This is a genomic window from Corynebacterium sp. 20-84 (genome assembly GCF_053479455.1).
In genome coordinates this window covers 176,370-200,524 of the sequence record NZ_JBRBCB010000001.1, presented here as the reverse complement: position 1 = coordinate 200,524, position 24,155 = coordinate 176,370, and the positions used below count along the sequence as shown (strand labels likewise).

The window sequence follows — 24,155 nt, the reverse complement described above, 5'->3', positions numbered from 1 at the left end:
GTGCAATGATATTGCGCATGTCGAATCCCGTTTCCCACACGCACCCCATCGCGCGCTCGCCGTACCCGTACCTGCTCGCGGTGTTCTGCGCGGTCTTCCTCATCTCCAATATCACCGCGCAGAAAGGCGTCGAACTCGGGCCACTGGTCACCGACGGCGCGTTCTTCCTCTTCCCCATCTCGTACGTCATCGGTGACGTGATCGCTGAGGTCTACGGATTCAAAGCCGCCCGCCGTGCTGTGTTCACCGGTTTCGGTGTCGCCGTGCTCGCGGTGCTGTCCTTTTATATTGCGATCTGGATGCCCGTCGCCAGCTTCTACGACATGCAGGACACCTTCGCCGCCGTGCTGGGTCTGCTGCCGCGCATCATGCTAGCATCGCTCACCGGCTACGTCGTGGGCCAGCTGCTCAACGCGTGGGTGCTGCAGAAAATTAAGGACCGCTTCGGCACCGACCATTTGTGGGCACGCCTGATCGGCTCGACAATCGTGGGCGAATTCGCCGACACCCTGCTGTTCTGCTCCATCGCCGCCGGTGTGATCGGCATCGATTCCATCGGTGCATTCGTGAACTACGTCATCGTCGGGTTCCTGTGGAAGACCCTCATGGAGGTCGTCCTGCTGCCGGTCACCTACCCGACCATCGCCGCCGTGCGCCGCGCCGAGGAGCGCGCGAGCGCGGTGACGGCTTAATCCGACCAGGGGTTGATGCACGGTACCCGGAATGGGATGAAGTCACGCTCATTCCGGGTCACAACAGCAAGACCATGTAGCTGCGCTGTTGCCGCGATGAAAGAATCCGCCAGAGGGCGAGGATCATCCACGTGCAGGCGAGCCGCGTGCGCAGCAACCGCAGCATCAAACGGTAGTACCCGCCCTTCGAAGGACGGTTTCACCTGATCTTCGATCCACGCCCGCAGCTTCGCGCCTTGCACTGGATCGCGGCGTTCCTTCAGCGACACCCCCAGCTCAAGCTCGAAGATGGAGACGGCCGAGAGAAATTGCTCGACAAGCGGGTGTTTTGTCGACCAAGCCAACACTCCGGGATTGACTCTTGAGGCGGGCTTTCGAAGCTCGCTGACCACGTTGGTATCCAGCAGGAAACTCATAGCTCCGGATTCCTCAGACCGAAATCCATCCGGGGCGGCTCAAACTCAATGTCCTCTTCCATGTGGAGGCGGCTCGCCCAATTGGACGTGTTCGCCACGAGCTCTTTGTAACGCTCCGCCGACAGCAGCACATGCGATGCACGGCCGCGGTCAGTGATCACCACTGGCCCTTCTAGTGCAGCGCGCTTAGCGGCGCTGACATCGCGGTTGAATTCCCGGGCGCTCAGCGTTGTCATCCCACACCTCCTGTAGGTACATACCTACATCCTAGGATATTTCAGCGCCCCGCGTAATAACGGCCGAGGAACTCGTCGCGGTAGGCCTCGTAGTCGCCGGCGTCGATCGCGGCGCGGATATTGTCCACCAGGCGCACCATGAACTCGAGGTTATGCAGGGTGCACAAGGTGCCGGCGAGGAATTCCTTCGCGCGCAGCAGGTGGTGGATATACGCGCGGGAGTAGTTCTCGGAGACGTAGCCGCCGAATTCCTCGTCCACGCCGGTGAAGTCGCGGCGGAAGCGGGCGGCCATGAGGTTCATGCGGCCGTCCAAGGTGTACACGCCGCCGCGGCGACCGAGGCGGGTCGGGGCGACGCAGTCGAAGGTGTCGGCACCGGCTTCGATGGCGGTGAACAAGTCGTCGGGTTCGGAAATGCCCAGCAGGTGGCGGGGCTTGTCCTCCGGCAGCTCATCGGTGACCCAGCCGACGATGGTGCCCAGGTTCTCCTTCTCCAGGGCGCCGCCAATGCCGTAGCCGCCGAAACCGCGGCGCCCCTCGGCGCGGGCTTCCTCGTCCAGGGCAATCAGGCCGTGGGTCGCTTGGCGACGCAGGTCCTCGTACTGGGCGCCCTGCACTACTCCCCAAAGAGACTGCAGAGGCTTATCGGGGCGGGTTTGGGTGAGACGTTCGTGCTCGAGCAGGCAGCGACGTGCCCACTGGCGGGTGCGCTCGACGGAATGCTCCTGGTAGGCGCGGGTGTCCACGAGTGTGGTCAGCTCGTCGAAGGCGAACATGATGTCGGCACCGAGCTGGTGCTGGATCTGCATGGACACCTCCGGCGTGAAGCGGTGGGAGGAGCCGTCGATGAAGGACTTGAAGTCGACACCGTCGTCGTCGACACGCGCCATCCGGTCCTTGTTGGCGGCGCGGATGTCCTCGTCGGTGAGCCCGGCGACGTCCATGGCCAGGACCTTCTTGAACCCGACGCCCAGGCTCATGACCTGGAATCCGCCGGAGTCGGTGTAGGTGGGGCCGTGCCAGTTCTCGAAGGCGGCCACTCCCCCGGCCTCGTCCACGATGTCGGGGCCGGGCTGGAGATAGAGGTGGTAGGCATTCGACAGGATGGCCTGCGCGCCCGTCTGGCGGATCTGCTCCGGGGTCAGGGTTTTCACGGTCGCCTTGGTAGCCACCGGGATGAATGCGGGTGTCTGGATGTCGCCGTGCGGTGTATGGATCACGCCGGTACGGCCATGGCGGCCCGGGGCCTCCTCGAGACGGATGCCTACCTCGAAGCTGAGATCGGCCTTATGAGGGGTGTCGGTCATGCGTTGACGTGCTCCTTTTCAAATTCGCGCTCTAGTTCTTCGCCTTCGATGTCGAGGTTGGGCAAGATGCGGTCAAGCCATTTCGGCATCCACCAGGTGGTGGTGCCCAGGATGAACATGGTGGCGGGGACGAGGGCCATGCGGACAAAGAAGGCGTCGAAAAGCACGGCCGCGCCGAGCGCGAAACCGAAAATCTTGATGAACGGCAGCGGCTGATCAATGAACGCGACGAAGACGGCGATCATGATGATGGCGGCGGCAGTGACCACGCGCGCACCCCGGACGAAACCTTCGACGGTGGATTCCTCGACAGCGTCGAGGACGGCTTCCGGTTCGTCGCCGGGGCGGCGCAGGCGCGTGTACTGCTCGCGCATGCGGGTGACCAGGAAGACCTGGTAATCCATGGCCAGACCGAAGGTGACGCCGATCAGCAGGATCGGCAGGAAGGACAGGATCGGCCCCGGGGTGTTCACGAGGCCCGTGAATCCTTCCTGGAAAACCAGCACCGTCGCACCGAAGGCCGCGCCGACGGACAGCAAAAAGCCCAAGCCCGCGACAAGCGGCACGAGAATCGAGCGGAAGACGATGATGAGCAGCAGAATCGCCAGGCCCACCACAATGCCGAGGTAGAGCGGCATCGCGCCGGCGAGTTCCTCAGTGATGTCCATCTGCACGGCGGTAAAGCCAGTCAGGCCCACATCGGTACCGGTGGCGTCTTCGATCTCAGCATCCATTTCCCGCAGGGCGTGCGCGGTGTCGACGGTGAACTGGTCGTCGGGACCCGTCACCGGCGTGGCCAGGATCTGCGCAGCGGTCATGTCGTCGTTGACGCCGACGAGCTGCGCGTGACGCACGCCGGTCACAGTGCCAGCGCGTTCCATCGCGTACATGAAGGAGGACAACGCAGCTTTTTGCTTATCGACGTCCCCTGCGCCTTCCACCGCCTCATCCGGGATCGACTTCATGTACGGGGCGAGTGCCTGCGAGTCTGGGTTGACGTCGTGGGCATCGACGACGAGCAGGAATGGTGCGTTGACGCCTGCACCGAAGCCTTCGGCCATGAGGTCGGCGGACTTGCGCTGGGTGGTGTCGGTATCGCCGTTGGAGTCCGAAGGCAGGGACATTTCCATTTGCAGCACCGGCAGCGAGCACACGCCGAGCAGGACAACAACGACGGCCATGACCAGCGCCGGGACTCGGCGCACGGTGTTCACCCAGGCGCGGCCGAGCGAGCGGGAATCCAAGTCTTTCGCAAGGCGGTCGCCGGGACCGGGGTTGCCAGCCACACCGGGGATTTTTCCGGCGAAGATTTTATCGCCGAGCAGGCCCATCAGGGCTGGCAGCAACGTGATCGCGACCAGCACTGCGATGGCCACGGTGGCCGCGGCGGACAAACCCATCCAGGAGAGGAACTCGATGCGCGCCAGCACCAGCGCGACCAGGGCGGTGAACACCGTCATGCCGGCGAAAAGCACAGATGAGCCCGCGGTGCCGACAGCCAGACCGGCCGCTTCCGGGCCGGGGAGGCGCTCACGCTCCTGCTTGTAGCGGGAGAGGATGAACAACGCGTAGTCGATACCCACGGCCAGGCCGATCATCACCGCCATGACCGGGGTGACCTCGTTGAGCTCCGTGAACCGCGTGGCCATGAGAATGAGGAAGGTGCCCAAGCCCACGCCGACCACGGCGGTGATCACCGGCATGCCTGCGGCGATGAGTGAACCGAAGGTGACCAGCATGACCACGAAAGCCACGCCGATGCCGATGATCTCACTGGTCGTCTTGATCTCGATGGGATCGCCGAAGCCCGGCCCACCGGCCTCGACCTGCAGGCCCTTCGAACGGCCGAGGTCGAGCGCCTCGTTGACCACGGCGCGCTCCTCATCTGTGACCTGCATAGAGGTCTCCGCGCCGAATTCGAAGGTGGTGTAGCCGATTCGCGCGTCTTCGGACAAGAGGCGGACATTATCGGCATCGGCCTTGGCACGTTCTTCAGGCAGACCCATGTCCGTCATCTGGGAGATGATCTGCTCTGTCTGCGCGTTAGACACGGTGACGGGATTGCCGAAGCGGTCTTTGCCGCCCATCTCCGGCAGGTTGTCCTCTATATAGGCCACGGTCTCGTCGATCGCAGCCATATTCGCCGGGTCGTCGAGGCGTTGCCCGTCCGGTGCCTTGAAGACCAAGTTCACCGAGGGCGCTTGGACAGGGTCGCTGATTCCGGGGAAATTCTCGCCGAGCGATTCGAGAGCGTCGATCGCCGGGGTGCCCGTGATCTGGAAGTCCGACGACAGCGGCTTCGACAGGGTCGCGGCGCCCGCAGCGCCAGCAGCGAAGAGCAGCAACCACGCCACGATGACCTTCCACTTATTGAGGAAGGACCATTTGCCTAGCCGGTAGAGGAACTTCGCCACTGGGATCCCTTTCCTAAAAACAAAAAATTCGTGGTGTGGAGATGAAAAACGGCGATATTTCGCCGAATTCTACCCACACCACGAACTTCTTGAAAATGGCGGTAGCGGCGGGATTTGAACCCGCGGAGGTTTTACCCTCACTCGCTTTCGAGGCGAGTACCTTCGGCCGCTCGGACACGCTACCGCAGAACAGAGTAGCGGTAGCGTCGCCGGTGAACCAAATTCCTAGGCACTCGGCTCAAGCGACGGTTTAGTTCTCGTCGCGGGAATCCTGGATCTTGCCAGCGACCTCGTTGGCCTTGTCCTTGATCTTGTCGCCAGCCTCGTTCAGCTTGTCCTTGACGCCGCCGGTGAGCTGGTCAGCCTTGCCCTCGTTCTTCAGAGCGTCGTTGTCGGTGACGTTGCCCAGAGCTTCCTTAGCGTCGCCCTTGACCTGGTCCAGCTTGCCGTTGAGATCAGCCATGATCTGTCTCCTTCTAAGTTGATTTCGCTTACTCGGCCCATGCTAGAGAAATCAAGGTGACGGTTGGGTAACGATTCCATGTCAATCCACGGCGCGAACTACTGATCAGCGCAAACAGTCGAAAAACCCAGTCATCAGCGCAGCGGTTTCAGCCTCGAGGACGCCACCGCGCACCTCGACGGTGTGGAGGTGGGGCGGGTCGCGGAGGACGTCGATAAGCGATCCCACGGCTCCCGTCTTGGGCTCGTACGCGCCGAAGACCACGCTTTTCATGCGCGCGCCGAGGATCGCGCCCGCGCACATCGTGCACGGTTCAAGCGTGACCACGAGCTCGCAACCGTCGAGCCGCCAGGTGCCCAGGGCGCGCGCGGCTGCTCGCGTGGCGACGACCTCCGCGTGCCCGACCGGATCCTGATCCGTCTCGCGGCGGTTCGTCCCGGTGGCGACTTCGGTGCCGTCCGGTCCATAAATCACCGCGCCGACCGGGATGTCCCTTGCTGGTGTGGTGCGGGCGACCTCGATGGCGCGGCGCATCCGTTGTTCGGCGCGTTGCTCCAGCTGGCTCATGACGGGGCTAATTCAGCGCCCGGTCGAGCTCGTCGATGAAACCGAGCTCGTCAGCGATCCGGTCGATGATGTCGGAGGGGTCGTCATCGGAGTCGTCGATAAGCACGCTCATGAGCTCCTCGCTGAAACCGATATCCTCGAGAATCTTGAAGTCGCCGTCGGCCCAGCCGTCGATATTGTCCAGCTCATCCGGGTCGATGTCTGGGATCTCGATGCCCGCGGTGTCGAGCACTTCGGCCGCGAAATCATCGTCGACCGCCATCGTCGCGTCCGAGATGAGCACGCGCGTGCGCGACGGGCCGGGACGCACGATGACGAGGTACTCCTCCTCGACATTGAGGAGCGCGAACGCCGCACCTTCGCTGCGGAGGCCGCGCACCGCGTTGATGGACGTATCTAGATTCTCGAAATCGTCGTCGAATTCCGCGACGACCCACTCACCGTCGCGCCTGGCCACAGTGACCGCGTAGCCGTCCTCAAAGGCGCTGTCATACCCGTCGCCTGAGCCAGCTTCCGCGTGTCCGTCGTTCATGCCTAGTCAGACTACTCGCGTTGTGGAAAGCTTGTCAGCGTGAACGAGCAACACGGTATGTCAGGCAACCAGGGGTCCAACGCACGCGTCGGAGGGCGGCGTACCCTGCCCACGACCTGCATTATCGGGCTGGGGCTCATCGGCGGATCCATCATGCGCGACTTAGATGCCGCAGGGGTACCGGTCTACGGCTACACGCACTCCCGCTCCGGCATGCGCGACGCCGCGCGCGAAGGCTTCGATGTCTCCGATGACCTGTCTCGCGTGCTCTCCCGTGCGTCCTCCGACCACGCGCTCATCGTGATCGCCGTGCCCATGCACGCGGTGGAGGACGTTCTCGATTCCATCGCGATGTACGCGCCGAATTGCGGCATCACCGACGTGGTCAGTGTGAAAAAGCCCGTCGACGAGCTGGTGCGCGCCCGCGGCATGCGCGAACGTTACGTCGGTGGCCACCCCATGTCGGGCACGGAGGATTCCGGCTGGGGTGCCTCCCGCGCCGGCCTGTTCACCCGCGCCGCCTGGGCGATCACATACGACTACGCCAAAGAATGCGAAGATGCCGGACGCCGCGTTCCCACGGACTGGGTGGACATCTTCGGCCAGGTCTGCGAGCTCGCGCGCGTGTGCAGCGCGGAGGCAGTCCCCGTGTCGGTGGAGAAGCATGACGAGGCAGTCGCCCGCGTCTCCCATCTGCCGCACGTGCTGGCTGAAGCACTCGCCGTCGTCGGCGACCGCGGCGGCACCCTCGCCCAGTCCCTGGCTGCCGGCTCGTTCCGCGGCGCAACCCGTGTTGCTGGCACCGAGCCCGAACTGGTGCGCGCGATGTGCGAGACCAACGCCGATGCCGTGGTGAAGACCTTGGACGAGATCATCCCGCTGCTGCAGGATGCCCGCTCTTCGCTGGCCGCGCCCGAGCCCGACTTGGAGCAGCTCGTCGGCGCTGGCTACCGCGCCGTCACCCGCATGGGTGCGCGCAAGGGCGCCCGCGCCGAATCGGTCTCGCCGATCAAGATCTCTTCCCGCCCCGTCATGCGCATCCAGCTCGGCGCACACGGCTGGGTCAAAGCCCTCCGTCAGACCGAGTCGCTCGGCGGGCGCATCGACGTGTTCTAAACGGGGGTGCACGGAAAGCAGAAAAGCCCGCGATCTGGCGTAGCTGCCAGGTCACGGGCTGAAGCGTGCGCCCGGAGGTGTCTGAAGTCATGACATAGTTGACACGGCGTGCCTGGGGGAGCATTCCTGATGGTTGACACCTCAGCTGCGACATGGTTGACAATTAGTCTGACGAAACATTCTGGGGTGATGGTTGACACCTCAGTCGCGACATCGTTGACACCTTCCGCTACCCCCGCGCGTCTGGTGCCGATGTGGGGATCAGTCGGGACATCGTTGACAAATGAACAGCCCGAACCGCAACCTCGCCATCGTCAAAGCCGTCCGTGATCAAGGTGAACCAGTCATCAAAGTCGCCAAACGCTTCGGCATCTCCCGCCAACGCGTCTACAAGATCCTCTCTGAGTTCGACGCCGGCGGCGCAGAGGCCATCGCCCCGAAATCCCGTGCACCGCACACCCACCCAAATGCCGTGCCGGACAGCTTGCGCAACCACATCATCGACATGCGCAAAGAACTCACCAAAGCAGGACTCGACGCAGGCCCAGACACCATCGCCTTCCACCTAGACAGGCAGGGGCTTCGCATCCCGTCAACATCGACAATCCGCCGCATCATCACTGACGCCGGACTCGTCGACCCGCAACCACAGAAGAAACCGCGCAGCTCCTACATCAGGTTTGAAGCCGCCATGCCCAACGAATGCTGGCAAGCCGACATCACCTACCTCTTTCTCATCGACGGCAGACGCGTAGAAGTCCTCGACTTCATCGACGACCACTCCCGCTACCTGCTATCAATCACCGCCCGGCCAGCATTTACAGGCCCAGCTGTCGCAGCAGAACTCCAACGCCTCATCGATACTTTCGGCCCACCAGCATCCACACTCACCGACAACGGGCTGGTGTTCACCGCCCGGTTAGCCGGACGAAAAGGCGGCCGCAACGCTTTTGAGAAAGTCCTCACCGACAACTGCATCCAACAGAAAAACGGCCGGCCAGGACACCCACAAACACAAGGCAAAATCGAACGCTTCCACCAAACACTCAAACGCTGGATCAACGCCCAACCACCCGCCGAAACCATCCCCCACCTTCAACGACAACTCAACGAATTCGCCGCCTACTACAACACCGAACGCCCCCACAGATCACTTGGGCGGCGCACCCCACAACAGGCATACACAACAGGACCCAAGGCCGAACCCAACCACACCCCCGAAGAAGAATGGCGCGTCCGCAACGACGTCGTCGCCCCCAGCGGCAAAGTCACCATCCGCTACGCCGGCAGGCTCTACAGCCTAGGAATCGGACGCGCCTACAGCGGTGAAGAAGTCCTGATGATCATCACCGACAACCACATCACAACATCACTAAAAGAAACCGGCGAACCCATCGCCGAGCACTACATCGACACATCCCGCAATTACCAAAAACCCTACTGGCGAAAAGGCCAACCCCCACTGACCTAAAAACCAAAACCGGCGCCTTGGAAAAATAAAAACCAAGACACCGGTTTGTCCACCATGTCGCGACTGATCTGTCAACTATGTCCCGACTGATGACAAGCGTGCGCCCGGAGGGATTCGAACCCCCAACCTTCTGATCCGTAGTCAGATGCTCTATCCGTTGAGCTACGGGCGCGTGTTTTGCAACGAGATGTAACGGTACACCACGGTGAACAGCAGGCAAAATCCGCTGGTCACTGAGGTGTTATAAGCCGAGGATCGACGTCGCAATTAGGAAGTAAATGACCAAGCCCGTCGCATCGCAGAAGGTGGAGATGAACGGGTTAGAAAACACTGCTGGATCCGCGCCGACGGTCTTGGCCACGATCGGCATAGCGCCGCCCACCGTCGCCGACATGGTGCAGATGGACAACAGGGTCAGGCCGATCACCATTCCCATGTCCAGCCCGTAGACCAAGGTAGCCAGGGTAAAGCCCAATGCGCCGAGGACAGCGCCGAGCATCAAGCCCACCCGGACTTCGCGCCACATGACTTTGAGGACATCGGATTTCTTGACGTCGCCAAGCGCCAATGCTCGCGTCACTGTCGTCGCCGCCTGGTTGCCCGTGTTGCCGCCCGTGCCTGTGAGCAACGGAATGAACAAGGAGAGCACCACAGCCTGCTCCATCTTCTCCTCGAAGACGTCGAGGACCTGGACGGTGAGAATCGCGGAGACCGCGAGCACGAGAAGCCACACGATGCGCGACTTCACCAGGTTGGTCAGCGGGGTGGACAGATACGGCTGTTTGAGGGCCTCAGAACCACCCTGTCGCGCACTGTCCTCGGAGTCCTCGCTCTCCACGACATGCTGTGCCTCGTCGAAGGTGAAGATGCCCACCAGGCGGTTGCCGGAATCCACCACAGGCAATGCAAGCAGCGCCAGCGGAAGGAACCAGCGGGCAGTCTCCTCCGCATTCGCGGTGGCGATTACGGACGGCGATTCCTCCAGCAATTCCGCTATCTGCGTATCACCGTCGGCGAGGAAGAGCCGGCGCATCTTCACGATGCCGGTCAGCTGCCGGTCCCGGTCGATCACCGGAAGGGTGTACAGAGTCTCCAGGTCCTCGTGCTGTTGGCGCAGCAGCTCACGCACCTCGTGCGCCGTCATCGACCCGTAGATCTCCGGGATCTCCGGGGACATCACGCGGCCGACAGTCCCCTTTTCGTATCCCAGGACCGCGTCAGTATTCTCTTTGTCCTTTTCGCCCAGCTCTTTGAGGAGGCGCTCGGCGACGGACCCGGGGAGCTCGTCGAGAAGCATGACGCGGTCTTCCGCGCCCATGTCCTCGAAGAACTCGCCGACGCTGTCGCTGCCCAGCGCGTGCACCATATCCGCCTGGTGTCGCGGATCGAGCGCATCGAATACGGCACCCGCACGCTCCGGCGGTAGAAGGCGGAAGAGTACGGCTCCGCGTTTGATCGGCGAATGCTCGATGAGCCGGATGATCTCACTCAACTTCGCCTCTGCGAGCAGACCCGAAATCTCTTCGGCTCGGTCACCGCGCAACCGCGTTTCCACGAGCTTTTCTAGCTCGCGCAAAGCATCACGCTCCTGCGTCGTGGCCATGGCGTCCTCTTTTCTTCACCGCGGGCGTTATCCGCCCACCGAATCTACTTCACCCCGCAGGAACACTCATCGCAAAAGGAAAAACCGGCCAGAGAAGCCTCTGACCGGCAAAAATAAGTGGTGCGCCCGGAGGGATTCGAACCCCCAACCTTCTGATCCGTAGTCAGATGCTCTATCCGTTGAGCTACGGGCGCATGGCGGAGATGACAGGATTTGAACCTGCGGACCTCGTGAAAGGTCAACTCCTTAGCAGGGAGCCCCAATCGGCCACTCTGGCACATCTCCATAGCCTTGTTACACACTACCCACAACGGTGCAGCCGGACCAAAAAATTTGGGTGCGCGTGGGAATAGACTCTTAAAGCATGATTCGCCGTGACCTCGCCGACATTCCGTCCTACGTCCCGGGCAAGAGCGACCCGGACGCGCTAAAGCTTTCCTCGAATGAGGCCCCGCAGGGCCCGTTGCCGCCAGCGGTCGACGCGATGGTCGCCGCGGCGCGCGGAGCGAACAGGTACCCGGACATGGGTGCGGTGTCATTGCGCCGTGCGCTCGCCCTCCACCTGGGTGTCGAGCCGGAGAATGTCACGGTCGGCTGCGGTTCGTCCGCGCTGTGCCAGCAGCTCGTGCAAGCGACGTCGACGCCGGAAAACAACGTGATCTTCCCGTGGCGCAGCTTCGAGGCGTACCCGATCTTTTGCCAGGTCGTGGGCACACAGGCACGCCCGGTCCCGCTGCTTTCCGACGGCAAGCACGACCTCGAGCGCATGCTTTCGCTTATCGACGATTCCACCTCCCTGATCTTCCTCTGCTCCCCCAACAATCCGAGTGGTCAGGTAATCACCCGATCCGAGTTCGCCGCGTTCATGGAGCGCGTGCCTGAGCATGTGACCGTGGCGCTGGATGAGGCGTATGTGGAGTACAACCGAGATCCAGACGCAGTCGAGGGCACTAGCGTATTCCGCGACTATCCGAACCTGGTCTGCTTGCGCACCTTTTCCAAGGCCTACGGCCTGGCTGGCACCCGCGTCGGCTACGCATTCGGCGCCCCTGACCTGATCGAAGCGCTGGACAAGATGGGGATTCCTTTCCAGGTCAGCGCTATCGCGCAAGCCGGCGCGATCGCGTCGCTACAGCATTCCGAGGAGCTCCTCGCCCGCGTCGAGGACACCATCGAGGCACGCGACGAGGTCGCCGACGGCATTGGCGCTCTGCGTTCCCAGGCCAATTTCGTGTGGCTGCCGGATGTGGACTCCGCTGCTCTCGCCCGCCAGTTGGCAACCCGTGGAATCCTTGTCCGCGCCTTCCCCGAGGGCCTGCGCGTCACGGTGACGAACCGTGACGAAGCTGAAGAATTCCTCTCAGCATGGAAAGCGATTCATTCAACAACGAAATGATGCCGAAATATAGAAATCACTAGGATTGCGGGCATGAAGCTGAATTACTCTCTCAACACTGGTTTCGCCTCGGGCGACGGCGCTACGCCGACCCGGGACAACGTCTCCTCATGGATCGCCTGGGCTCCGGTTCCATCCGCAGACTTCACCGCGGACACCACGCTCGGCACTACTTTTTATCTGACTCCGCGATCAATCCCGCAGCTCACCGAGGACACTCTCCTGCTCGGTGTCCCGGTCGGCGAAGCGGGCATCGACATCGACACCGCACTCGATCCGCAGCAGCTTTCCTACGCCAGCGACGCGAGCGCGACCGTCGAGACGCGTCGCCCGATCGGCCTCGACGCGGTGCGCGTGGTTGCGGCAAAGAGCGGCCCCGCGCGTCGAAAAGCACAAAACGCGCTTATCGACGTCCCTGGCGACCGCCAATTCCACATCATCCACGAGCTTTTTGAGCATTAATCAACCCAGCAATTAGGAGAATCAATCATGCGTTTCCTCATCGATGTCGTCATGACTGCGGTCGCCCTGTGGCTGGTCACCCTAATCGTGCCCGGCGTTGAGGTCATGGGTGGCGTCGGCGCGTTCATTTGGGTCGCGCTGGTGTTCATGTTCGTCAATGCCTTCATCTCTCCAGTTGTGAACCTGATCAGCATTCCGCTGAAGATCGTCACCCTGGGGCTGTTCTCCCTGCTGGTGAACACCCTGCTGTTCTCCATCGTCGGTTGGATCTCCGACGGGCTCGGCAGCGGCCTGCAGCTCAGCGGCTTCTGGGCGGCATTCTTCGGCGCGATCGTCATGGCGATCGCGAGCTGGATCGTCGAGGCAGTATTCAAGGCCACCGGTCTGTCCCGCGACAAGTCCAAGAACTAAAACTCGGCCCCCAAGCACTTCCTGCGTCATCCCGTTTCCTTCGTGGAAGCGGGATTTTTTCTGCCTCGCTGCGCCCAGTAATGTGGCTGACTCCAAGTTTATTGAGCGCAAGCTGTCAGTTTCCCCGTGAATCAGTTAGCATGGTGTGACGTATGTGGCGGATGTGACTATTGATTCGACCAGTTGCGCCCTCCCGCCTCTCCCGAGTGAAGAAACGAGTTTCCATGTCTGCCTCCCGTACCCGCCGCGCACCCCGACGCTTCGGCCTGACCCGCCTACTTACCACGGCTGCGCTGGCAGCGGCAGGCATCGGCGCCGTCGGCGCTGGCGTTCCCGAAGCGAATTCCGCGCCGAACGGCAACATCGTTACCTTCGGTGATTCCTACACCTCTAACCCCGACGAGCTCCGCAACACCTTGAAGAAGGTTCCGATTCCCGACGTCCACCACTTCGTGTGGGGCACCTACCCCAGCCGCCTCGGCTGCCTGCAAGCCCCCAATAACTGGCCCCGCCAGCTCGGTTCGATCGCCCGCGCACCCATCTCGGACTATTCCTGCACCGCGGAATCCTCGCACGTCATCCCCGGCAAGATCGACAAGGCCATCGCCGCCGGAGACATTCACCGCGGCACCCGCGCAATCGTCATCGCCGTCGGCATCAACGACTTCGGCCCCTACGGCATCCAGCGTGGCGCGCAGCCGTTCAACGCCGCCAAGATGCGCAGCGACTACATCAACAACATCCGCCGAGGCGTCTCCAAGGCACGCGCTGCCGCACCGAACGCCAAGATTCTTCTCAGTGGCTCCTTGTCCGTCACCGAACCGGACCGCCTCAACAGCCTGTGCTTCATCAACGTGGTACCTAATGCACCGCTCGGCGTGCCGATGCCCACCCTGCACCAGATCGAGCACACCAACCGCGGCCACCAGCGCGCAGCAGCCGCCGCCTCCGGCGCGACCTACGTGGAAATGATGCACCCGTCGCGCCACCACAGCACCTGTGCTCGGGACTCCCAGCGCTGGGTCGCCGGCGTGATCGACCCCCACGCACAGCACAATATGGGGCTGCACCCGACGCCGGCTGGCTCGCGATTCATGGCGGAGGAGATTTCCCGCCACCTGTAGTTGTACCTGCGGAGACGGGGGGATTTGAACCCCCGGAGGTGTGACCCTCGCTGGTTTTCAAGACCAGTGCATTCGGCCGCTCTGCCACGTCTCCTTCGTCGCAAAGCAATTGCGACTCACCCACTTTACAACACGGCACGGCGGGCTCCGCCAACGGCGGAATGCCTGCCTTCTATGCCAGTGACGCCACCACGCGGATGAGCTGCTCCACGTCGGCCTCCGTGTTGAACGGGCCCAAGCCGACGGTGACGGCGCCGCCCATTTCCTCGATGCCCATCTCGGTGAGCAGGGGCGTCGCCTGATCCGGCGTGGTCAGCGTGGTGACGATGCCGTTGTCGAAGAGCCGCTCGTACACCGTCGCCGCGGGCACTCCCCGGACGCCGAAAGACAGGCGCGGGGTGCGGTCGGTGCTTGCCCCGGAGGCGGCTTCGCCTGTCACACCGAGAATGTGGACGGCGGGCAAGGTGCCCAGGAACGTGTACAAATCATCGCGCAGCCCGTCCAAGTAGGCGGTCATCTGCCCCATCGACCGCGTCAAGCGCGCCCGGCGCGTGGCGCGCCCGCCCTGATCAGGCACGAGGTCCGCCAGGTGGTCGACGAGCGCGGTCGCACCGCCGGCGAGACCCGGCGAGACATCGAGCTGCAGCTTCTCCGCGCCCGTGACACGCTCATCACCGCTGAGCGATTCCATCCGCTTGAACATCGCGGTATCGCGCACCACGAGCGCAGCCATGTGCGGCCCGCCCAACGCACCGAGATCGATGCCGACGACATCGGCACCCCACTCATCGAAATCGATCCCGTGGTACGGCACATAAGAAGAGGCGTCCACGACAACCCAGGCGCGAGAGCGTTCCCGCACCTGATCGACAATCGCGGAAACAGGAGCCACCGTTCCCAGCGTCGCATGGGCGGCGGGGAGGGAGACGAGGCGAGTTGAGCCGTCGATAAGCTCTGCGTATTGCCACGCAGGAAGCTCGCCCGTACCCAAATCCGCGTGAGCCGTGCGGACCTTGGCCGGGGCGCGACGCACAGCCGCGGTAATCTCCGGCCTGTCGAGCGGACTGGTCACCAGCGACGAACCATGCCGGAACAACGGCTTCATCCCCGTCACCAACGACGCATAGAGCACAGGCAAACTCGGGCCCAGCACCACACGCTCCGCCGACGCCCCCACGAGATCCGCGACCGCATGGCGTGCCGACGCCACGAACGTCTCCCCCTCCGGACGCCCCAACGCCTGACGCGAATGCGATCCCGCATTCACCTCCGGGGCAGGCACCGCCGTAGCCATCCGGAACGACCGCGACACCGCCGCCGACACACGCTCCGGCACCTGCGGGCAATCATGCGCATTCAAATACGTCCAACCATCCGAAAGCGAGGTATAAAGCCCGCGCACGCTGGCCACATCGTACGCCACGCCGACGCTCCCTTCCCGGACGAAATCACAGTGTGTGGCTATTGAACACCACCCACGCCACAAGCAACAAGTATGCCTGCACAACTTGGCCCCCGCAGGGCACTAGGGTGGGACAAGTGCAGGACAACGAACAGCTGCTTGCCGACGTCTCCCGCATGACCTCGGCGGCCCACGACCACACCCCACCGTCCACGTCCACCACCCTGGGCGCTGCCGCCTCCGACCTCGCACGCGGCTGGGGCCAACACGAACTCTGGCTCCAACTCGGCTGGCAGGACATCAAACAGCGCTACCGCCGATCGACGCTCGGACCACTGTGGATCACCATCGCCACCGGCGTGATGTCCCTCGCCCTCGGCCTGCTGTACTCCATGCTGTTCCAGATCTCCGTGCGTGAATTCCTCCCCCACGTCACCGTGGGCTTCATCGTCTGGGGCTTCATCTCCGGCTGCATCAAGGACGGCGCGAACGTCTTCATCGAGAACGAAGGCTTAATCAAACAACTTCCGTCAGCCCTGTCTGTGCACGTCTACCGCCTGGTGTGGCGCCAGCTCCTGTTCTTCGCCCACAACATGGTGATCTGGCTGATCCTCGTGCTGGTGTTCCGCATTGATCTGGGCTGGAACGTCTTCTTGTTCATCCCGGCGCTCGCCCTGATGGTCATCAACGGCGTGTGGGTGACCATGCTCTTCGGCATCATCGCCACCCGCTTCCGCGACGTCGCTCCCCTGCTCGAAGCCCTCGTCCAGCTGCTGTTCTACGTCACGCCGATCGTCTGGACCGCCAAGACCCTGCGCGAACAGGGCGGCGAAGTCGCGCAGCGCGCACGCATCGCCGAGCTCAACCCGCTCTACCACTACCTCGAAGTCGTCCGCGCCCCGCTCATCGGCGAACCGCTGGCCGCCTACCACTGGGGCATCGTGCTGGCCGGCACCGTCATCGGCCTATTCCTCGCCATGATCGCCATGCGCCAGTGGCGCTTCCGAGTCCCGTACTGGGTGTAGATCAAGGAGTTCACACCATGGTTTCCATTGACACCTACAACGCCTGCGTCGACTTCCCCATCTTCGACGCCAAGTCCCGCTCCCTGAAGAAAGCGGTCATGAGTTCCGCCGGCGGCGCCATCGGGAAGAACGACTCCAATACCGTCGTTGTCGAGGCGCTCAAGGACATCAACCTGCACCTGCGCGAAGGCGACCGCGTCGGTCTCGTCGGCCACAACGGTGCTGGTAAATCCACGCTGCTCCGCCTGCTCAGCGGTATCTATGAGCCCACCCGCGGTGTCGCCGATGTCCGCGGCCGGGTCGCACCGGTTTTCGACCTCGGCGTCGGCATGGACCCGGAGATCTCCGGCTACGAGAACATCATCATCCGCGGACTCTTCCTCGGCCAGACCCGCAAGCAGATGAAAGACAAGATGGACGAGATCGCCGAATTCTCCGAACTCGGCGACTACCTCTCCATGCCCCTGCGCACCTACTCCACGGGCATGCGCGTGCGCCTGGCCCTCGGAGTCGTGACATCCATCGAGCCCGAGATCCTCCTGTTGGATGAGGGCATCGGCGCCGTCGACGCCGCCTTCATGGCCAAAGCCCGCGTCCGCCTCGCCGAACTGGTCAAGCGTTCGGGCATCCTGGTGTTTGCTAGCCACTCGAATGACTTTTTGGCCCAGCTCTGCAACACCGCCCTCTGGGTGGACAAGGGCGAGATCAAGCAAGCCGGTCTCGTCGACGAAGTCGTCGAAGCCTACGAAGGCCCCGAAGCCGGAGACTACGTCCGCGACCTTCTCACCCGCTTCGACGAGGAGGACGATGAAGAGGCCTAACGGTAGACAAACGCAGCTGGTGGACCTCCCAGTCTGTGAACGGAATGCGTCCTTGAAAAAATCGACATCCCCCGCAAGCCAACGATTCCCGGCAACGCCATGACCTGCGTTTTTATTAGACGCCGGATTTTGGCGTGTCGATTTTTTCAAGAGCGCCTGCGGATCAACTCATCAAGGGCCTTGCCCACCGCCCCTAGTGTTTCCTTGCTCACCCTTAACACTGTCCATCCAAAAATCGCGGCTCGCATGTTGATCCGCGAATCCCGATTCCGACGTTGTCTACTCAAATGATCCTCACCGTCGTACATGATCCCGATCTTCAACTCAGGTAAAGCGAGGTCAAAAACCGTCAAGATCTTCCCGTCATCAATGAGCACCACCTGCTCTTTCAATTCCAAGCGATGAGCTTGGCAGACGGTAGAGCACAGCAAGCGCATCTCCGTTTCTTTCGGTGAATCAGAACCATCACTGGACAGCCGGAGGACTTTCCGCAGCCACCTCTGAGCTAGGCGCTGCTTACCGGCCTGTTCAATCTGGAGGGGATCGAGGTCGAACCTGCGACGGCAGGCGTCGACAAGCTGAATCGCGCGAACAGTGCCCGGATCGACCCCAGCGATTGAGTGAGCTTCCCATGCATTGATGCCTTGACGAAGATGCTTCAGCGCCTCGGTCAAGGCATCGTACGGGGTAGATATCCGGATTTTGTGGCCCTGATATCTCACGACCCATAGTTCGCGGTCCGAAGCCCGAAAGACCGTTGGCGCATACACAGAACCAAATTCCGTTTTGGCAACTGGGCCGTATAGCGCGGTATCGCAGGAATCAACGAAATACCGGAGGCCGTAGATCGCCAAAGCGCTCATTCCCCCTACCGAATGATCTGGGCGTTCTAGTGCCATTGCCACTGCACGAGCAGCCGCTGGCACCCGATAAACAATCTTGCGCGGATGAAACAGCGAGGTTTTACCTGCGAGTTCTAAAGGGAGTAACACCGGGTCAGTAGTGAAGTATTGTCGTGAGACTGGGGTTCCAACACCATCGGCCCGCAGGAAGGTATGGACCAGTCCTGTGACATCCATGTTGTTGCGCAGGGCGACGGTCTTGCGAATAGGTGTGGGTTTCTTCGAGTTCATACACGGTTAGACTTCCCCGAACTGCACGGTGGTTCCGTGTCTGGTGTGAGCCGTGCCGCGTGGCAGAATGGGGCGCATGAATTCCCCCGCTGGAAGCTCCCGCGACAACGCCGAAGCCAACGCCGATGCAACGCTGAATCCGCAGGGCACGACGGCTGCGGTGATCGTGACGCATAAGCGGGTGGAGCTGCTGCGGCACTCGTTGGAGCAGGTCGTGAACCAGACGCACCCGGTGAACTGGGTGGTCGTGGTCGACAACGGCTGCGAATCTGAAGTCCAGGACCTGGTCAATGAAATGGCAGGCGAGAAAGCCGTTTACCTGCCGTCGCGGACAAACCTCGGCGGCGCGGGCGGTTTCGCGTACGGCTTCCTGCACGCACTGGCGTTGGGGGCGGACGCGATCTGGTGCGCGGACGACGACGGCCGTCCGGCGGACGCGAACGTCCTAGAGACCTTGTACGCAGTCGCTCAACGGGAGCAGCTCGCAGAGGTCTCACCGGTGGTGTGCAATATCGACGACCCGAACCGCCTCGCTTTTCCGCTAAGACAAGGCCTGACGTGGCACCGCCGCCGCGATGAGCTGGAGGGGGATTTCCTGCCCCAGTACGCGAGCTTGTTCAACGGCGCGCTGATCAGTGCGAAAGCGATGGAACGGATCGGAGTGCCGGATTACCGCCTGTTCATCCGCGGCGACGAGGTGGAGTACCACCGTCGGCTGGCGCAGTCGGGCTTGAAGTACGGAACGGCGCTGACCACGGCGTATCTGCATCCGGACGGGTCGGCGGAATTCCACCCGATCATGGGCGGACGCGCACACGCGCAGTGGCCAGACAACGACACGAAGCGCTATTTCACCTACCGCAACCGCGGGTACATCATCAATCAGCGCGGAATGCAGAAAATGAAGCTGCAGGAGCTGGTGCGTTTCGGGTGGTTCTTCCTCGTTCAGCGCCGCAGCCCGCAGGAATTCAGGGAGTGGCTGAAGCTATTGCGCATGGGCGCGCAGGAAGACTTCCAGCGCCCCTAAGCTACAACCCGGAAGCAGCGACCTACCGCGGCTCCTCCTCGATGACGACGCGCGAGGGCTCGCGGAAGATGAGCACGCGCTGAAGCACGAAATTGGTGATGGTGGCCACGCCTTGAGCGATGACGAACGAGACGGCATCCTTCCACGGATCAACGAGACCGAGGGCGCGCAGCGGAGCATTGGTCACGGCGTAGAGCACCCATTGCACGCCGAGGGTAGAGGCGTAAAGGATGAACACGGCGAGCGCGCGTTTACCTGTGATTTTCGCCTGGAAGGTGTACTTGGAGTTCAGCAGGTACGCGACGAGCGTGCCCAGGCACCAGCCGAAGACTTTGGCCACGAGGCGGTCGTAGCCGACAACGTGGGTGAGCGTATACGTCAGCCCGAAATCGAGCATGGCGCAGAATACGCCGACAGCGAGGAACCTGACCAGCTGTTTCTTCGCGTTCGCGGGCCGGCTCACTTCAACCTTGGATGACACGCCGGATTACTTTACCCGAAGCAGTGCGCGATAAAGATCAAGCTTATCGACGGCCGACCTTCCCCCCGCCCCATATCCCCCCACGGATGCGAGTCGCACCAGGGAGCCAGCGCAGAGTTGCTGGATCTGGCTGGCGCACAAAGGACTGCCGTCGGCGGCGGTCCAGCCAAGGGCCGCCATGGCGGATTCGGTGACGTCATCGGTGGTGGCGTCGTCGACAAGGCAAGACAGGGCGAGGAGCGTGCACCAAAAGGCGTCGCGGGCTTGGGGGGTTTTCTCGCGCGGCAGTGTCTGCAGGATGTCGTCGACGGAGGGGGTGAGGTATGCGGGCCGTGACAGGTCGAGGGCCTGGAGCAGCGGGATGAAATCCATCGCTTTGGAGCGTGAGACGACATCGACGACCTCGGGGCGGACACTAGCCATCACGTTCTCGACAGCCAACGGGCCGAGGAGCTGGGCGTTGATGGCGGAAACGTCGAAAGGCGAGCCCGCGAAATCACCGGCACCGGCGACACAGAGTGCACGCGGGGTGGCGCTGTCGCGGGGATAGGTATCGAGCAGGGTCAGCCTGAAGCACCACAAGCCCCAGTGGAAGAACAATTCGTCGCCACCGTCGCGCAGGAATTCGCCGAGGGTGGCGGTAAGTTCGAGCCGGCCGGAATCAGCAGGGGCGAGGGTGAAGCGGCTCGGGGTGGGCGTGTCCCCCGGCACCGCGAAGGCGATGTGGAGGGCGCGCTGGACATCCTCAAGAGAACTGTCGGAGCAAAGGCCGATGTGGCGGATGATCTCTTCGTCGGCAAGCGATGTGCCGCAACGCACGAGCAACGTGCGGCTGCGACGGACGCCGCGGAGGCGGGCGCGAGCTGCGTCGAGGTCGACGACAGACGCCACCTGCTGGCGGCGTCGCGGTCGATACAACGTACTCGGCATAGGCCCCACCCTAGTGCCGATTAACGTGCAGTGGCGCGAGCCTCGGCCTCCGAGCCAGCGAAAATTAGGGCGCCGCCGATGAGGCCGAGCACCGTGTTCGGGCGCTTTACGCCGCGGCGGCGCAGGGCGTCGGCAAGCTTGCTCTGTACCGCGATGCTCAGGCGCGTACTGCCGACGAGCAGTGCGAGACCGCCGAGGAGAAGGCCCCATGTCTTGGCCGGGCTGCCCGTCTCGGGCGTGTTCTCCACGCGCGCGGTGAGGTCATTGCGCGGGTCCTCGTCGAAGGCGTTGAACGCGGCGACCGTGCCGCCGAACGCCGCAGCGATGCCCACCCAGGCCGCCACGCGTCCCGGAGTCGAACGCACGTAGTCCGGCACCGCCGTGAACGCGACCGCGAACGCGGCCTGGATCAACCGGCCGCCGGTGGTGTTGTCCAGGGCGTTGTAGTCGATGCGCTCCTCGCCCGTCTGCTCCTGGACTGTCTGCTGCTTAGTCTGCTCCGTCATGCCGCCATCCTACCGGGGTGAAGGCCCGCCGTAAGATGGCTCACATGGCCAATCATGATGATTCCCCGCACATCGCCGCCCAGCTCACCGACCTGCCGCTGGATGATTTCATGACGCGTTTGGTGGCGCAGGAACTGCCGCTTTTAGATAGCACGAGCCGCGGCATCGTCTACGAAGAACTGCGCGAATACCAGCAATCCGGCAAGCCGACGATCACGAGCCAGGAGGATCTGCCAGAGCGGATCCGCGAGATCATGGAGTTGTGATTCTTCTCGCTGTCCCCCTCCTCGAGGCATTTTGACCCCCGGGCACCCGAAGTTCCGGGAGTAGGCTGGCCCCCAGTGCCCAAATGGGCAACCACAACCTATGGGGATGGAAGAGATGGAACTTCACACCACCACGAAATCGCTCTACGGCTGGGGCCGCACGGCTCCGACCACCGCTCACGTCCTGTCCACGCCGGATGTGGATGTGATCAAGGAAGCAGTCCGCCAGGTCGCCGAGGACAACGCGACGCTGCCGGTGAACCGTCGCCGCGGTGTCATCGCGCGCGGCATGGGCCGCTCCTACGGCGACCCGGCGCAAAACGGCGGCGGCTTGGTCGTCGACATCCAGGCGCTGAGCAAGATCCACGACATTGACCCGTCCACGGGCATTGTCGACGTCGACTCGGGCGTGACCCTCGACCAGTTGATGAAGGCGGCACTGCCGTACGGCCTGTGGGTTCCGGTGCTGCCGGGCACCCGCCAGGTGACCATCGGCGGTGCGATCGGCCCGGATATCCACGGCAAGAACCACCACTCCGCCGGCTCGTTTGGCGACCATGTCCTGTCCATGGAGCTGCTCGTCGCCGACGGCCGCGTGCTGCACCTGGAGCCGGAGGGCTCCACGGACGACCCGGACGGCTCCCTGTTCTGGGCGACGGTCGGCGGCATGGGCCTGACCGGCATCATCTTGCGCGCTCGCATCCAGATGACCTTCACGGAGACCGCCTACTTCATCTCCGACACGGTGCGCACCACGACTCTCGACGAGACGATCGAGGAGCACTCCCACGGCCAGGAAGAGGGCTACACCTACTCGTCGGCGTGGTTCGACGCGATCTCCGCGCCGCCGAAGACCGGCCGCTCCACGATCTCCCGCGGCTCGCTGGCAACGCTGGCGCAGCTGGAAGAATACGCGCCGAAGCTGGCGAAGAACCCGCTGAAATTCTCCGCCCCGCAGCTGATGACGGTGCCGGACATCTTCCCGTCCTGGACCATGAATAAGCTGACGCTGTCGGCGATTGGCGAGGCGTACTACATGATGGGTTCGCCCAGCCAGAACGATATTTTGAACCTGACGCAGTTCTATCAGCCGCTGGACATGATCGCGGAGTGGAACCGCGGCTACGGCAAGGCAGGCTTCCTGCAGTACCAGTTCGTGGTGCCCACGGACGCGGTCGAGCCGTTCAAGCAGATCATCTACGACATCCAGTCGTCGGGCCACTACACCGCGCTGAACGTGTTCAAGCTGTTCGGCGAGGGCAACCGCGCGCCGCTGTCCTACCCGATGCGCGGCTGGAATGTGTGCGTGGACTTCCCGATCCGCGACGGCCTGCATGCCTTCCTCGACCGCCTCGACGAGCAGGTCATGGAGTTCGGCGGACGCCTCTACCTGGCTAAGGAGTCCCGCACCTCCGCCGAGAACTTCCACAAGATGTACCCGGAGATGGAGAGCTGGCTTAAGACCCGCCGCGCCATCGACCCGACCGGGGTCTTCGCCTCCGATATGTCCCGCCGCTTGGAACTCTCCTAGCCCCGCCCTACCTGAAGAAAAAGAGGAAACACAATGCTCAACGCAGTTGGACAGGCACAGAACATTCTTCTTCTCGGCGGCACGAGCGAGATCGGTCTCGCGATTGTCGACGAGATCGCATCGCGCGGCGGCTCCCCGGCAGTCACGCTCGCGGCACGCAAAAACAGCCCGCGTATCGACGCCGCCGTGGAAGAGGTCACCAGCCACGGTGCCGGCGAGGTGCGCGTGATCGACTTCGACGCATTCGACACCGCATCCCACCCGGCCGTCATCGAGGAGGCCTTCGCGCACGGCGACGTGGATGTGGCCATCGTCGCGTTCGGTACCCTGGGCGACCAGGAAGAACTCTGGCAAAACCAGGAGGCGGCGGTCGCCTCCGCGCAGACGAACTTCACCGCTCCGGTCTCGGTTGGCGTGCTGCTGGGTCAGAAGCTCAAGGAGCAGGGCCACGGCCGCATCATCGCGATGAGCTCCGTTGCGGGCATGAAGGTGCGCCGCTCGAATTTCGTCTACGGTTCGACCAAGGCAGGCATGGACGGCTTTTACACCCAGCTCGGCGAAGCGCTGCGTGATTCGGGCGTGACGGTCACCGTCGTCCGTCCGGGTCAGGTCCGCACGAAGATGACGCAGGGGCTGGATGAGGCGCCGTTGACCGTCGATAAGCAAGATGTGGCGAAAGCTGCTGTGAACGCCACGCTTGCTGGCAAGCCGAATGTGTTCGTGCACAAGCTCTTCGGGCCGATCTCGCTCGTGCTGCAGCACATCCCGGCACCGATCATGCGCCGCTTGAGCTTCTAATACCGGGAACTGCCCCGCGCTGTGG

The 24,155-nt window shown here is 62.8% G+C and carries 26 protein-coding genes and 5 tRNA genes; 13 read left to right on the top strand and 18 right to left on the bottom strand.

Features of this window, described 5'->3' with window-relative positions; genetic code table 11:
- Positions 1 to 17 precede the first annotated feature (17 nt).
- Positions 18 to 692, top strand: a complete 675-nt coding sequence (locus tag ACUY2Y_RS00990; protein WP_448324431.1) for a queuosine precursor transporter — start codon at positions 18 to 20, stop codon at positions 690 to 692.
- Here ACUY2Y_RS00990 and ACUY2Y_RS00985 read toward each other — a convergent pair.
- The 8 genes from ACUY2Y_RS00985 to ACUY2Y_RS00950 form a co-directional block, all read right to left on the bottom strand.
- Complete coding sequence (locus ACUY2Y_RS00985) at positions 689 to 1,108, bottom strand: PIN domain-containing protein (protein ID WP_448324430.1); 420 nt, start codon at positions 1,106 to 1,108, stop codon at positions 689 to 691. The genes ACUY2Y_RS00990 and ACUY2Y_RS00985 overlap by 4 nt on opposite strands.
- The gene (locus ACUY2Y_RS00980) at positions 1,105 to 1,344 is read right to left on the bottom strand and encodes a type II toxin-antitoxin system Phd/YefM family antitoxin (protein ID WP_448324429.1); all 240 of its coding nucleotides are present in this window, start codon (positions 1,342 to 1,344) and stop codon (positions 1,105 to 1,107) included. Before ACUY2Y_RS00980 ends, ACUY2Y_RS00985 begins: the two co-directional genes overlap by 4 nt.
- A 41-nt stretch (positions 1,345 to 1,385) precedes the next feature.
- Positions 1,386 to 2,651 (bottom strand): tRNA guanosine(34) transglycosylase Tgt, encoded by a 1,266-nt coding sequence (gene tgt, locus ACUY2Y_RS00975; RefSeq protein ID WP_448324428.1) that lies wholly within the window; start codon positions 2,649 to 2,651, stop codon positions 1,386 to 1,388.
- Entirely contained in the window at positions 2,648 to 5,065 is a 2,418-nt protein-coding gene (locus ACUY2Y_RS00970) for an MMPL family transporter (protein ID WP_448324427.1), read from the bottom strand. The genes tgt and ACUY2Y_RS00970 overlap by 4 nt, the downstream gene beginning before the upstream one ends.
- A gap of 96 nt (positions 5,066 to 5,161) precedes the next feature.
- A tRNA-Ser gene (locus ACUY2Y_RS00965) sits at positions 5,162 to 5,249 on the bottom strand.
- Positions 5,250 to 5,315: 66 nt separating this feature from the next.
- Positions 5,316 to 5,528: a CsbD family protein gene (locus ACUY2Y_RS00960; RefSeq protein ID WP_210575257.1), complete on the bottom strand. Its 213-nt coding sequence runs from the start codon at positions 5,526 to 5,528 to the stop codon at positions 5,316 to 5,318.
- 105 nt (positions 5,529 to 5,633) lie between these two features.
- On the bottom strand, positions 5,634 to 6,095 hold the full coding sequence (locus ACUY2Y_RS00955) for a nucleoside deaminase (protein WP_448324426.1): 462 nt from the start codon (positions 6,093 to 6,095) through the stop codon (positions 5,634 to 5,636).
- A 7-nt stretch (positions 6,096 to 6,102) separates the two neighbouring features.
- Positions 6,103 to 6,627 (bottom strand): tRNA adenosine deaminase-associated protein, encoded by a 525-nt coding sequence (locus ACUY2Y_RS00950; RefSeq protein ID WP_448324425.1) that lies wholly within the window; start codon positions 6,625 to 6,627, stop codon positions 6,103 to 6,105.
- Between the two features lie 57 nt (positions 6,628 to 6,684).
- Between ACUY2Y_RS00950 and ACUY2Y_RS00945 the strand changes: the two genes are divergently transcribed.
- Positions 6,685 to 7,743 (top strand): prephenate dehydrogenase, encoded by a 1,059-nt coding sequence (locus ACUY2Y_RS00945; protein WP_448324501.1) that lies wholly within the window; start codon positions 6,685 to 6,687, stop codon positions 7,741 to 7,743.
- Positions 7,744 to 8,026: 283 nt separating this feature from the next.
- On the top strand, positions 8,027 to 9,214 hold the full coding sequence (locus ACUY2Y_RS00940) for an IS481 family transposase (protein ID WP_448324424.1): 1,188 nt from the start codon (positions 8,027 to 8,029) through the stop codon (positions 9,212 to 9,214).
- A gap of 99 nt (positions 9,215 to 9,313) precedes the next feature.
- Here the strand turns inward: ACUY2Y_RS00940 and ACUY2Y_RS00935 are convergent.
- From ACUY2Y_RS00935 to ACUY2Y_RS00920, 4 genes are all read right to left on the bottom strand, one after another.
- Positions 9,314 to 9,386, bottom strand: a tRNA-Arg gene (locus tag ACUY2Y_RS00935).
- A gap of 69 nt (positions 9,387 to 9,455) precedes the next feature.
- The gene (gene mgtE / locus ACUY2Y_RS00930) at positions 9,456 to 10,817 is read right to left on the bottom strand and encodes a magnesium transporter (protein WP_448324423.1); all 1,362 of its coding nucleotides are present in this window, start codon (positions 10,815 to 10,817) and stop codon (positions 9,456 to 9,458) included.
- 118 nt (positions 10,818 to 10,935) lie between these two features.
- Positions 10,936 to 11,011: transfer RNA gene (locus ACUY2Y_RS00925), tRNA-Arg, on the bottom strand.
- Position 11,012: 1 nt separating this feature from the next.
- A tRNA-Ser gene (locus tag ACUY2Y_RS00920) sits at positions 11,013 to 11,102 on the bottom strand.
- Positions 11,103 to 11,181: 79 nt separating this feature from the next.
- On the opposite strand from ACUY2Y_RS00920, the gene hisC reads away from it, so the two are divergent.
- From hisC to ACUY2Y_RS00900, 4 genes are all read left to right on the top strand, one after another.
- The gene (gene hisC, locus ACUY2Y_RS00915) at positions 11,182 to 12,213 is read left to right on the top strand and encodes a histidinol-phosphate transaminase (protein WP_448324422.1); all 1,032 of its coding nucleotides are present in this window, start codon (positions 11,182 to 11,184) and stop codon (positions 12,211 to 12,213) included.
- 33 nt (positions 12,214 to 12,246) lie between these two features.
- Positions 12,247 to 12,675 (top strand): hypothetical protein, encoded by a 429-nt coding sequence (locus ACUY2Y_RS00910; RefSeq protein ID WP_448324421.1) that lies wholly within the window; start codon positions 12,247 to 12,249, stop codon positions 12,673 to 12,675.
- 27 nt (positions 12,676 to 12,702) lie between these two features.
- A complete protein-coding gene (locus ACUY2Y_RS00905; RefSeq protein ID WP_210575233.1) occupies positions 12,703 to 13,086 on the top strand; it encodes a phage holin family protein in 384 nt (127 codons plus the stop codon).
- A gap of 224 nt (positions 13,087 to 13,310) precedes the next feature.
- Positions 13,311 to 14,210 (top strand): GDSL-type esterase/lipase family protein, encoded by a 900-nt coding sequence (locus ACUY2Y_RS00900; protein ID WP_448324420.1) that lies wholly within the window; start codon positions 13,311 to 13,313, stop codon positions 14,208 to 14,210.
- 9 nt (positions 14,211 to 14,219) lie between these two features.
- Here the strand turns inward: ACUY2Y_RS00900 and ACUY2Y_RS00895 are convergent.
- Positions 14,220 to 14,304, bottom strand: a tRNA-Ser gene (locus ACUY2Y_RS00895).
- Between the two features lie 78 nt (positions 14,305 to 14,382).
- Positions 14,383 to 15,633, bottom strand: coding sequence for an aminotransferase class V-fold PLP-dependent enzyme (locus tag ACUY2Y_RS00890; protein ID WP_448324419.1), 1,251 nt, complete (start codon positions 15,631 to 15,633; stop codon positions 14,383 to 14,385).
- Between the two features lie 107 nt (positions 15,634 to 15,740).
- Between ACUY2Y_RS00890 and wzm the strand changes: the two genes are divergently transcribed.
- On the top strand, positions 15,741 to 16,637 hold the full coding sequence (gene wzm, locus ACUY2Y_RS00885; protein WP_448324418.1) for a galactan export ABC transporter permease subunit Wzm/RfbD: 897 nt from the start codon (positions 15,741 to 15,743) through the stop codon (positions 16,635 to 16,637).
- Positions 16,638 to 16,654: 17 nt separating this feature from the next.
- Positions 16,655 to 17,458, top strand: a complete 804-nt coding sequence (gene wzt / locus ACUY2Y_RS00880) for a galactan export ABC transporter ATP-binding subunit Wzt/RfbE (protein ID WP_448324417.1) — start codon at positions 16,655 to 16,657, stop codon at positions 17,456 to 17,458.
- A 146-nt stretch (positions 17,459 to 17,604) separates the two neighbouring features.
- On the opposite strand, the gene ACUY2Y_RS00875 is transcribed toward wzt, so the two are convergent.
- The gene (locus ACUY2Y_RS00875; RefSeq protein WP_448324416.1) at positions 17,605 to 18,591 is read right to left on the bottom strand and encodes a hypothetical protein; all 987 of its coding nucleotides are present in this window, start codon (positions 18,589 to 18,591) and stop codon (positions 17,605 to 17,607) included.
- A 76-nt stretch (positions 18,592 to 18,667) separates the two neighbouring features.
- Here ACUY2Y_RS00875 and glfT1 point away from each other — a divergent pair, with 76 nt between their 5' ends.
- Positions 18,668 to 19,618: a galactofuranosyltransferase GlfT1 gene (glfT1, locus tag ACUY2Y_RS00870; RefSeq protein WP_210575224.1), complete on the top strand. Its 951-nt coding sequence runs from the start codon at positions 18,668 to 18,670 to the stop codon at positions 19,616 to 19,618.
- 22 nt (positions 19,619 to 19,640) lie between these two features.
- Here glfT1 and ACUY2Y_RS00865 read toward each other — a convergent pair whose 3' ends face one another.
- From ACUY2Y_RS00865 to ACUY2Y_RS00855, 3 genes are read right to left on the bottom strand one after another with little or no spacing between them, the layout of a single operon-like run.
- Entirely contained in the window at positions 19,641 to 20,099 is a 459-nt protein-coding gene (locus tag ACUY2Y_RS00865; RefSeq protein WP_210575222.1) for a GtrA family protein, read from the bottom strand.
- 6 nt (positions 20,100 to 20,105) lie between these two features.
- Positions 20,106 to 21,029, bottom strand: coding sequence for a hypothetical protein (locus ACUY2Y_RS00860; protein WP_448324415.1), 924 nt, complete (start codon positions 21,027 to 21,029; stop codon positions 20,106 to 20,108).
- A gap of 20 nt (positions 21,030 to 21,049) precedes the next feature.
- Entirely contained in the window at positions 21,050 to 21,535 is a 486-nt protein-coding gene (locus ACUY2Y_RS00855) for a hypothetical protein (RefSeq protein ID WP_448324414.1), read from the bottom strand.
- Positions 21,536 to 21,579: 44 nt separating this feature from the next.
- On the opposite strand from ACUY2Y_RS00855, the gene ACUY2Y_RS00850 reads away from it, so the two are divergent.
- The 3 genes from ACUY2Y_RS00850 to ACUY2Y_RS00840 all read left to right on the top strand — a co-directional run bounded on the left by ACUY2Y_RS00850 (position 21,580) and on the right by ACUY2Y_RS00840 (position 24,130).
- Positions 21,580 to 21,801, top strand: a complete 222-nt coding sequence (locus tag ACUY2Y_RS00850; protein WP_296146740.1) for a hypothetical protein — start codon at positions 21,580 to 21,582, stop codon at positions 21,799 to 21,801.
- A 115-nt stretch (positions 21,802 to 21,916) separates the two neighbouring features.
- Positions 21,917 to 23,332 (top strand): FAD-binding protein, encoded by a 1,416-nt coding sequence (locus tag ACUY2Y_RS00845; RefSeq protein ID WP_448324413.1) that lies wholly within the window; start codon positions 21,917 to 21,919, stop codon positions 23,330 to 23,332.
- A gap of 33 nt (positions 23,333 to 23,365) precedes the next feature.
- Entirely contained in the window at positions 23,366 to 24,130 is a 765-nt protein-coding gene (locus ACUY2Y_RS00840; RefSeq protein ID WP_448324412.1) for a decaprenylphospho-beta-D-erythro-pentofuranosid-2-ulose 2-reductase, read from the top strand.
- Positions 24,131 to 24,155 lie beyond the last annotated feature (25 nt).

Excerpts from the sequence above, each read along its gene's own strand:
- tgt (WP_448324428.1), bottom strand. The coding sequence starts at position 2,651 with ATGACCGACACCCCTCATAAGGCCGATCTCAGCTTCGAGGTAGGCATC.
- ACUY2Y_RS00980 (WP_448324429.1), bottom strand. The coding sequence starts at position 1,344 with ATGACAACGCTGAGCGCCCGGGAATTCAACCGCGATGTCAGCGCCGCT.
- ACUY2Y_RS00905 (WP_210575233.1), top strand. The coding sequence starts at position 12,703 with ATGCGTTTCCTCATCGATGTCGTCATGACTGCGGTCGCCCTGTGGCTG.
- ACUY2Y_RS00990 (WP_448324431.1), top strand. The coding sequence starts at position 18 with ATGTCGAATCCCGTTTCCCACACGCACCCCATCGCGCGCTCGCCGTAC.
- ACUY2Y_RS00960 (WP_210575257.1), bottom strand. The coding sequence starts at position 5,528 with ATGGCTGATCTCAACGGCAAGCTGGACCAGGTCAAGGGCGACGCTAAG.
- ACUY2Y_RS00860 (WP_448324415.1), bottom strand. The coding sequence starts at position 21,029 with ATGCCGAGTACGTTGTATCGACCGCGACGCCGCCAGCAGGTGGCGTCT.
- ACUY2Y_RS00855 (WP_448324414.1), bottom strand. The coding sequence starts at position 21,535 with ATGACGGAGCAGACTAAGCAGCAGACAGTCCAGGAGCAGACGGGCGAG.
- ACUY2Y_RS00950 (WP_448324425.1), bottom strand. The coding sequence starts at position 6,627 with ATGAACGACGGACACGCGGAAGCTGGCTCAGGCGACGGGTATGACAGC.
- ACUY2Y_RS00910 (WP_448324421.1), top strand. The coding sequence starts at position 12,247 with ATGAAGCTGAATTACTCTCTCAACACTGGTTTCGCCTCGGGCGACGGC.
- glfT1 (WP_210575224.1), top strand. The coding sequence starts at position 18,668 with ATGAATTCCCCCGCTGGAAGCTCCCGCGACAACGCCGAAGCCAACGCC.
- ACUY2Y_RS00840 (WP_448324412.1), top strand. The coding sequence starts at position 23,366 with ATGCTCAACGCAGTTGGACAGGCACAGAACATTCTTCTTCTCGGCGGC.
- ACUY2Y_RS00985 (WP_448324430.1), bottom strand. The coding sequence starts at position 1,108 with ATGAGTTTCCTGCTGGATACCAACGTGGTCAGCGAGCTTCGAAAGCCC.
- ACUY2Y_RS00875 (WP_448324416.1), bottom strand. The coding sequence starts at position 18,591 with ATGAACTCGAAGAAACCCACACCTATTCGCAAGACCGTCGCCCTGCGC.
- wzt (WP_448324417.1), top strand. The coding sequence starts at position 16,655 with ATGGTTTCCATTGACACCTACAACGCCTGCGTCGACTTCCCCATCTTC.
- ACUY2Y_RS00900 (WP_448324420.1), top strand. The coding sequence starts at position 13,311 with ATGTCTGCCTCCCGTACCCGCCGCGCACCCCGACGCTTCGGCCTGACC.
- ACUY2Y_RS00945 (WP_448324501.1), top strand. The coding sequence starts at position 6,685 with ATGTCAGGCAACCAGGGGTCCAACGCACGCGTCGGAGGGCGGCGTACC.
- ACUY2Y_RS00845 (WP_448324413.1), top strand. The coding sequence starts at position 21,917 with ATGGAACTTCACACCACCACGAAATCGCTCTACGGCTGGGGCCGCACG.
- ACUY2Y_RS00850 (WP_296146740.1), top strand. The coding sequence starts at position 21,580 with ATGGCCAATCATGATGATTCCCCGCACATCGCCGCCCAGCTCACCGAC.
- ACUY2Y_RS00940 (WP_448324424.1), top strand. The coding sequence starts at position 8,027 with ATGAACAGCCCGAACCGCAACCTCGCCATCGTCAAAGCCGTCCGTGAT.
- mgtE (WP_448324423.1), bottom strand. The coding sequence starts at position 10,817 with ATGGCCACGACGCAGGAGCGTGATGCTTTGCGCGAGCTAGAAAAGCTC.
- ACUY2Y_RS00955 (WP_448324426.1), bottom strand. The coding sequence starts at position 6,095 with ATGAGCCAGCTGGAGCAACGCGCCGAACAACGGATGCGCCGCGCCATC.
- hisC (WP_448324422.1), top strand. The coding sequence starts at position 11,182 with ATGATTCGCCGTGACCTCGCCGACATTCCGTCCTACGTCCCGGGCAAG.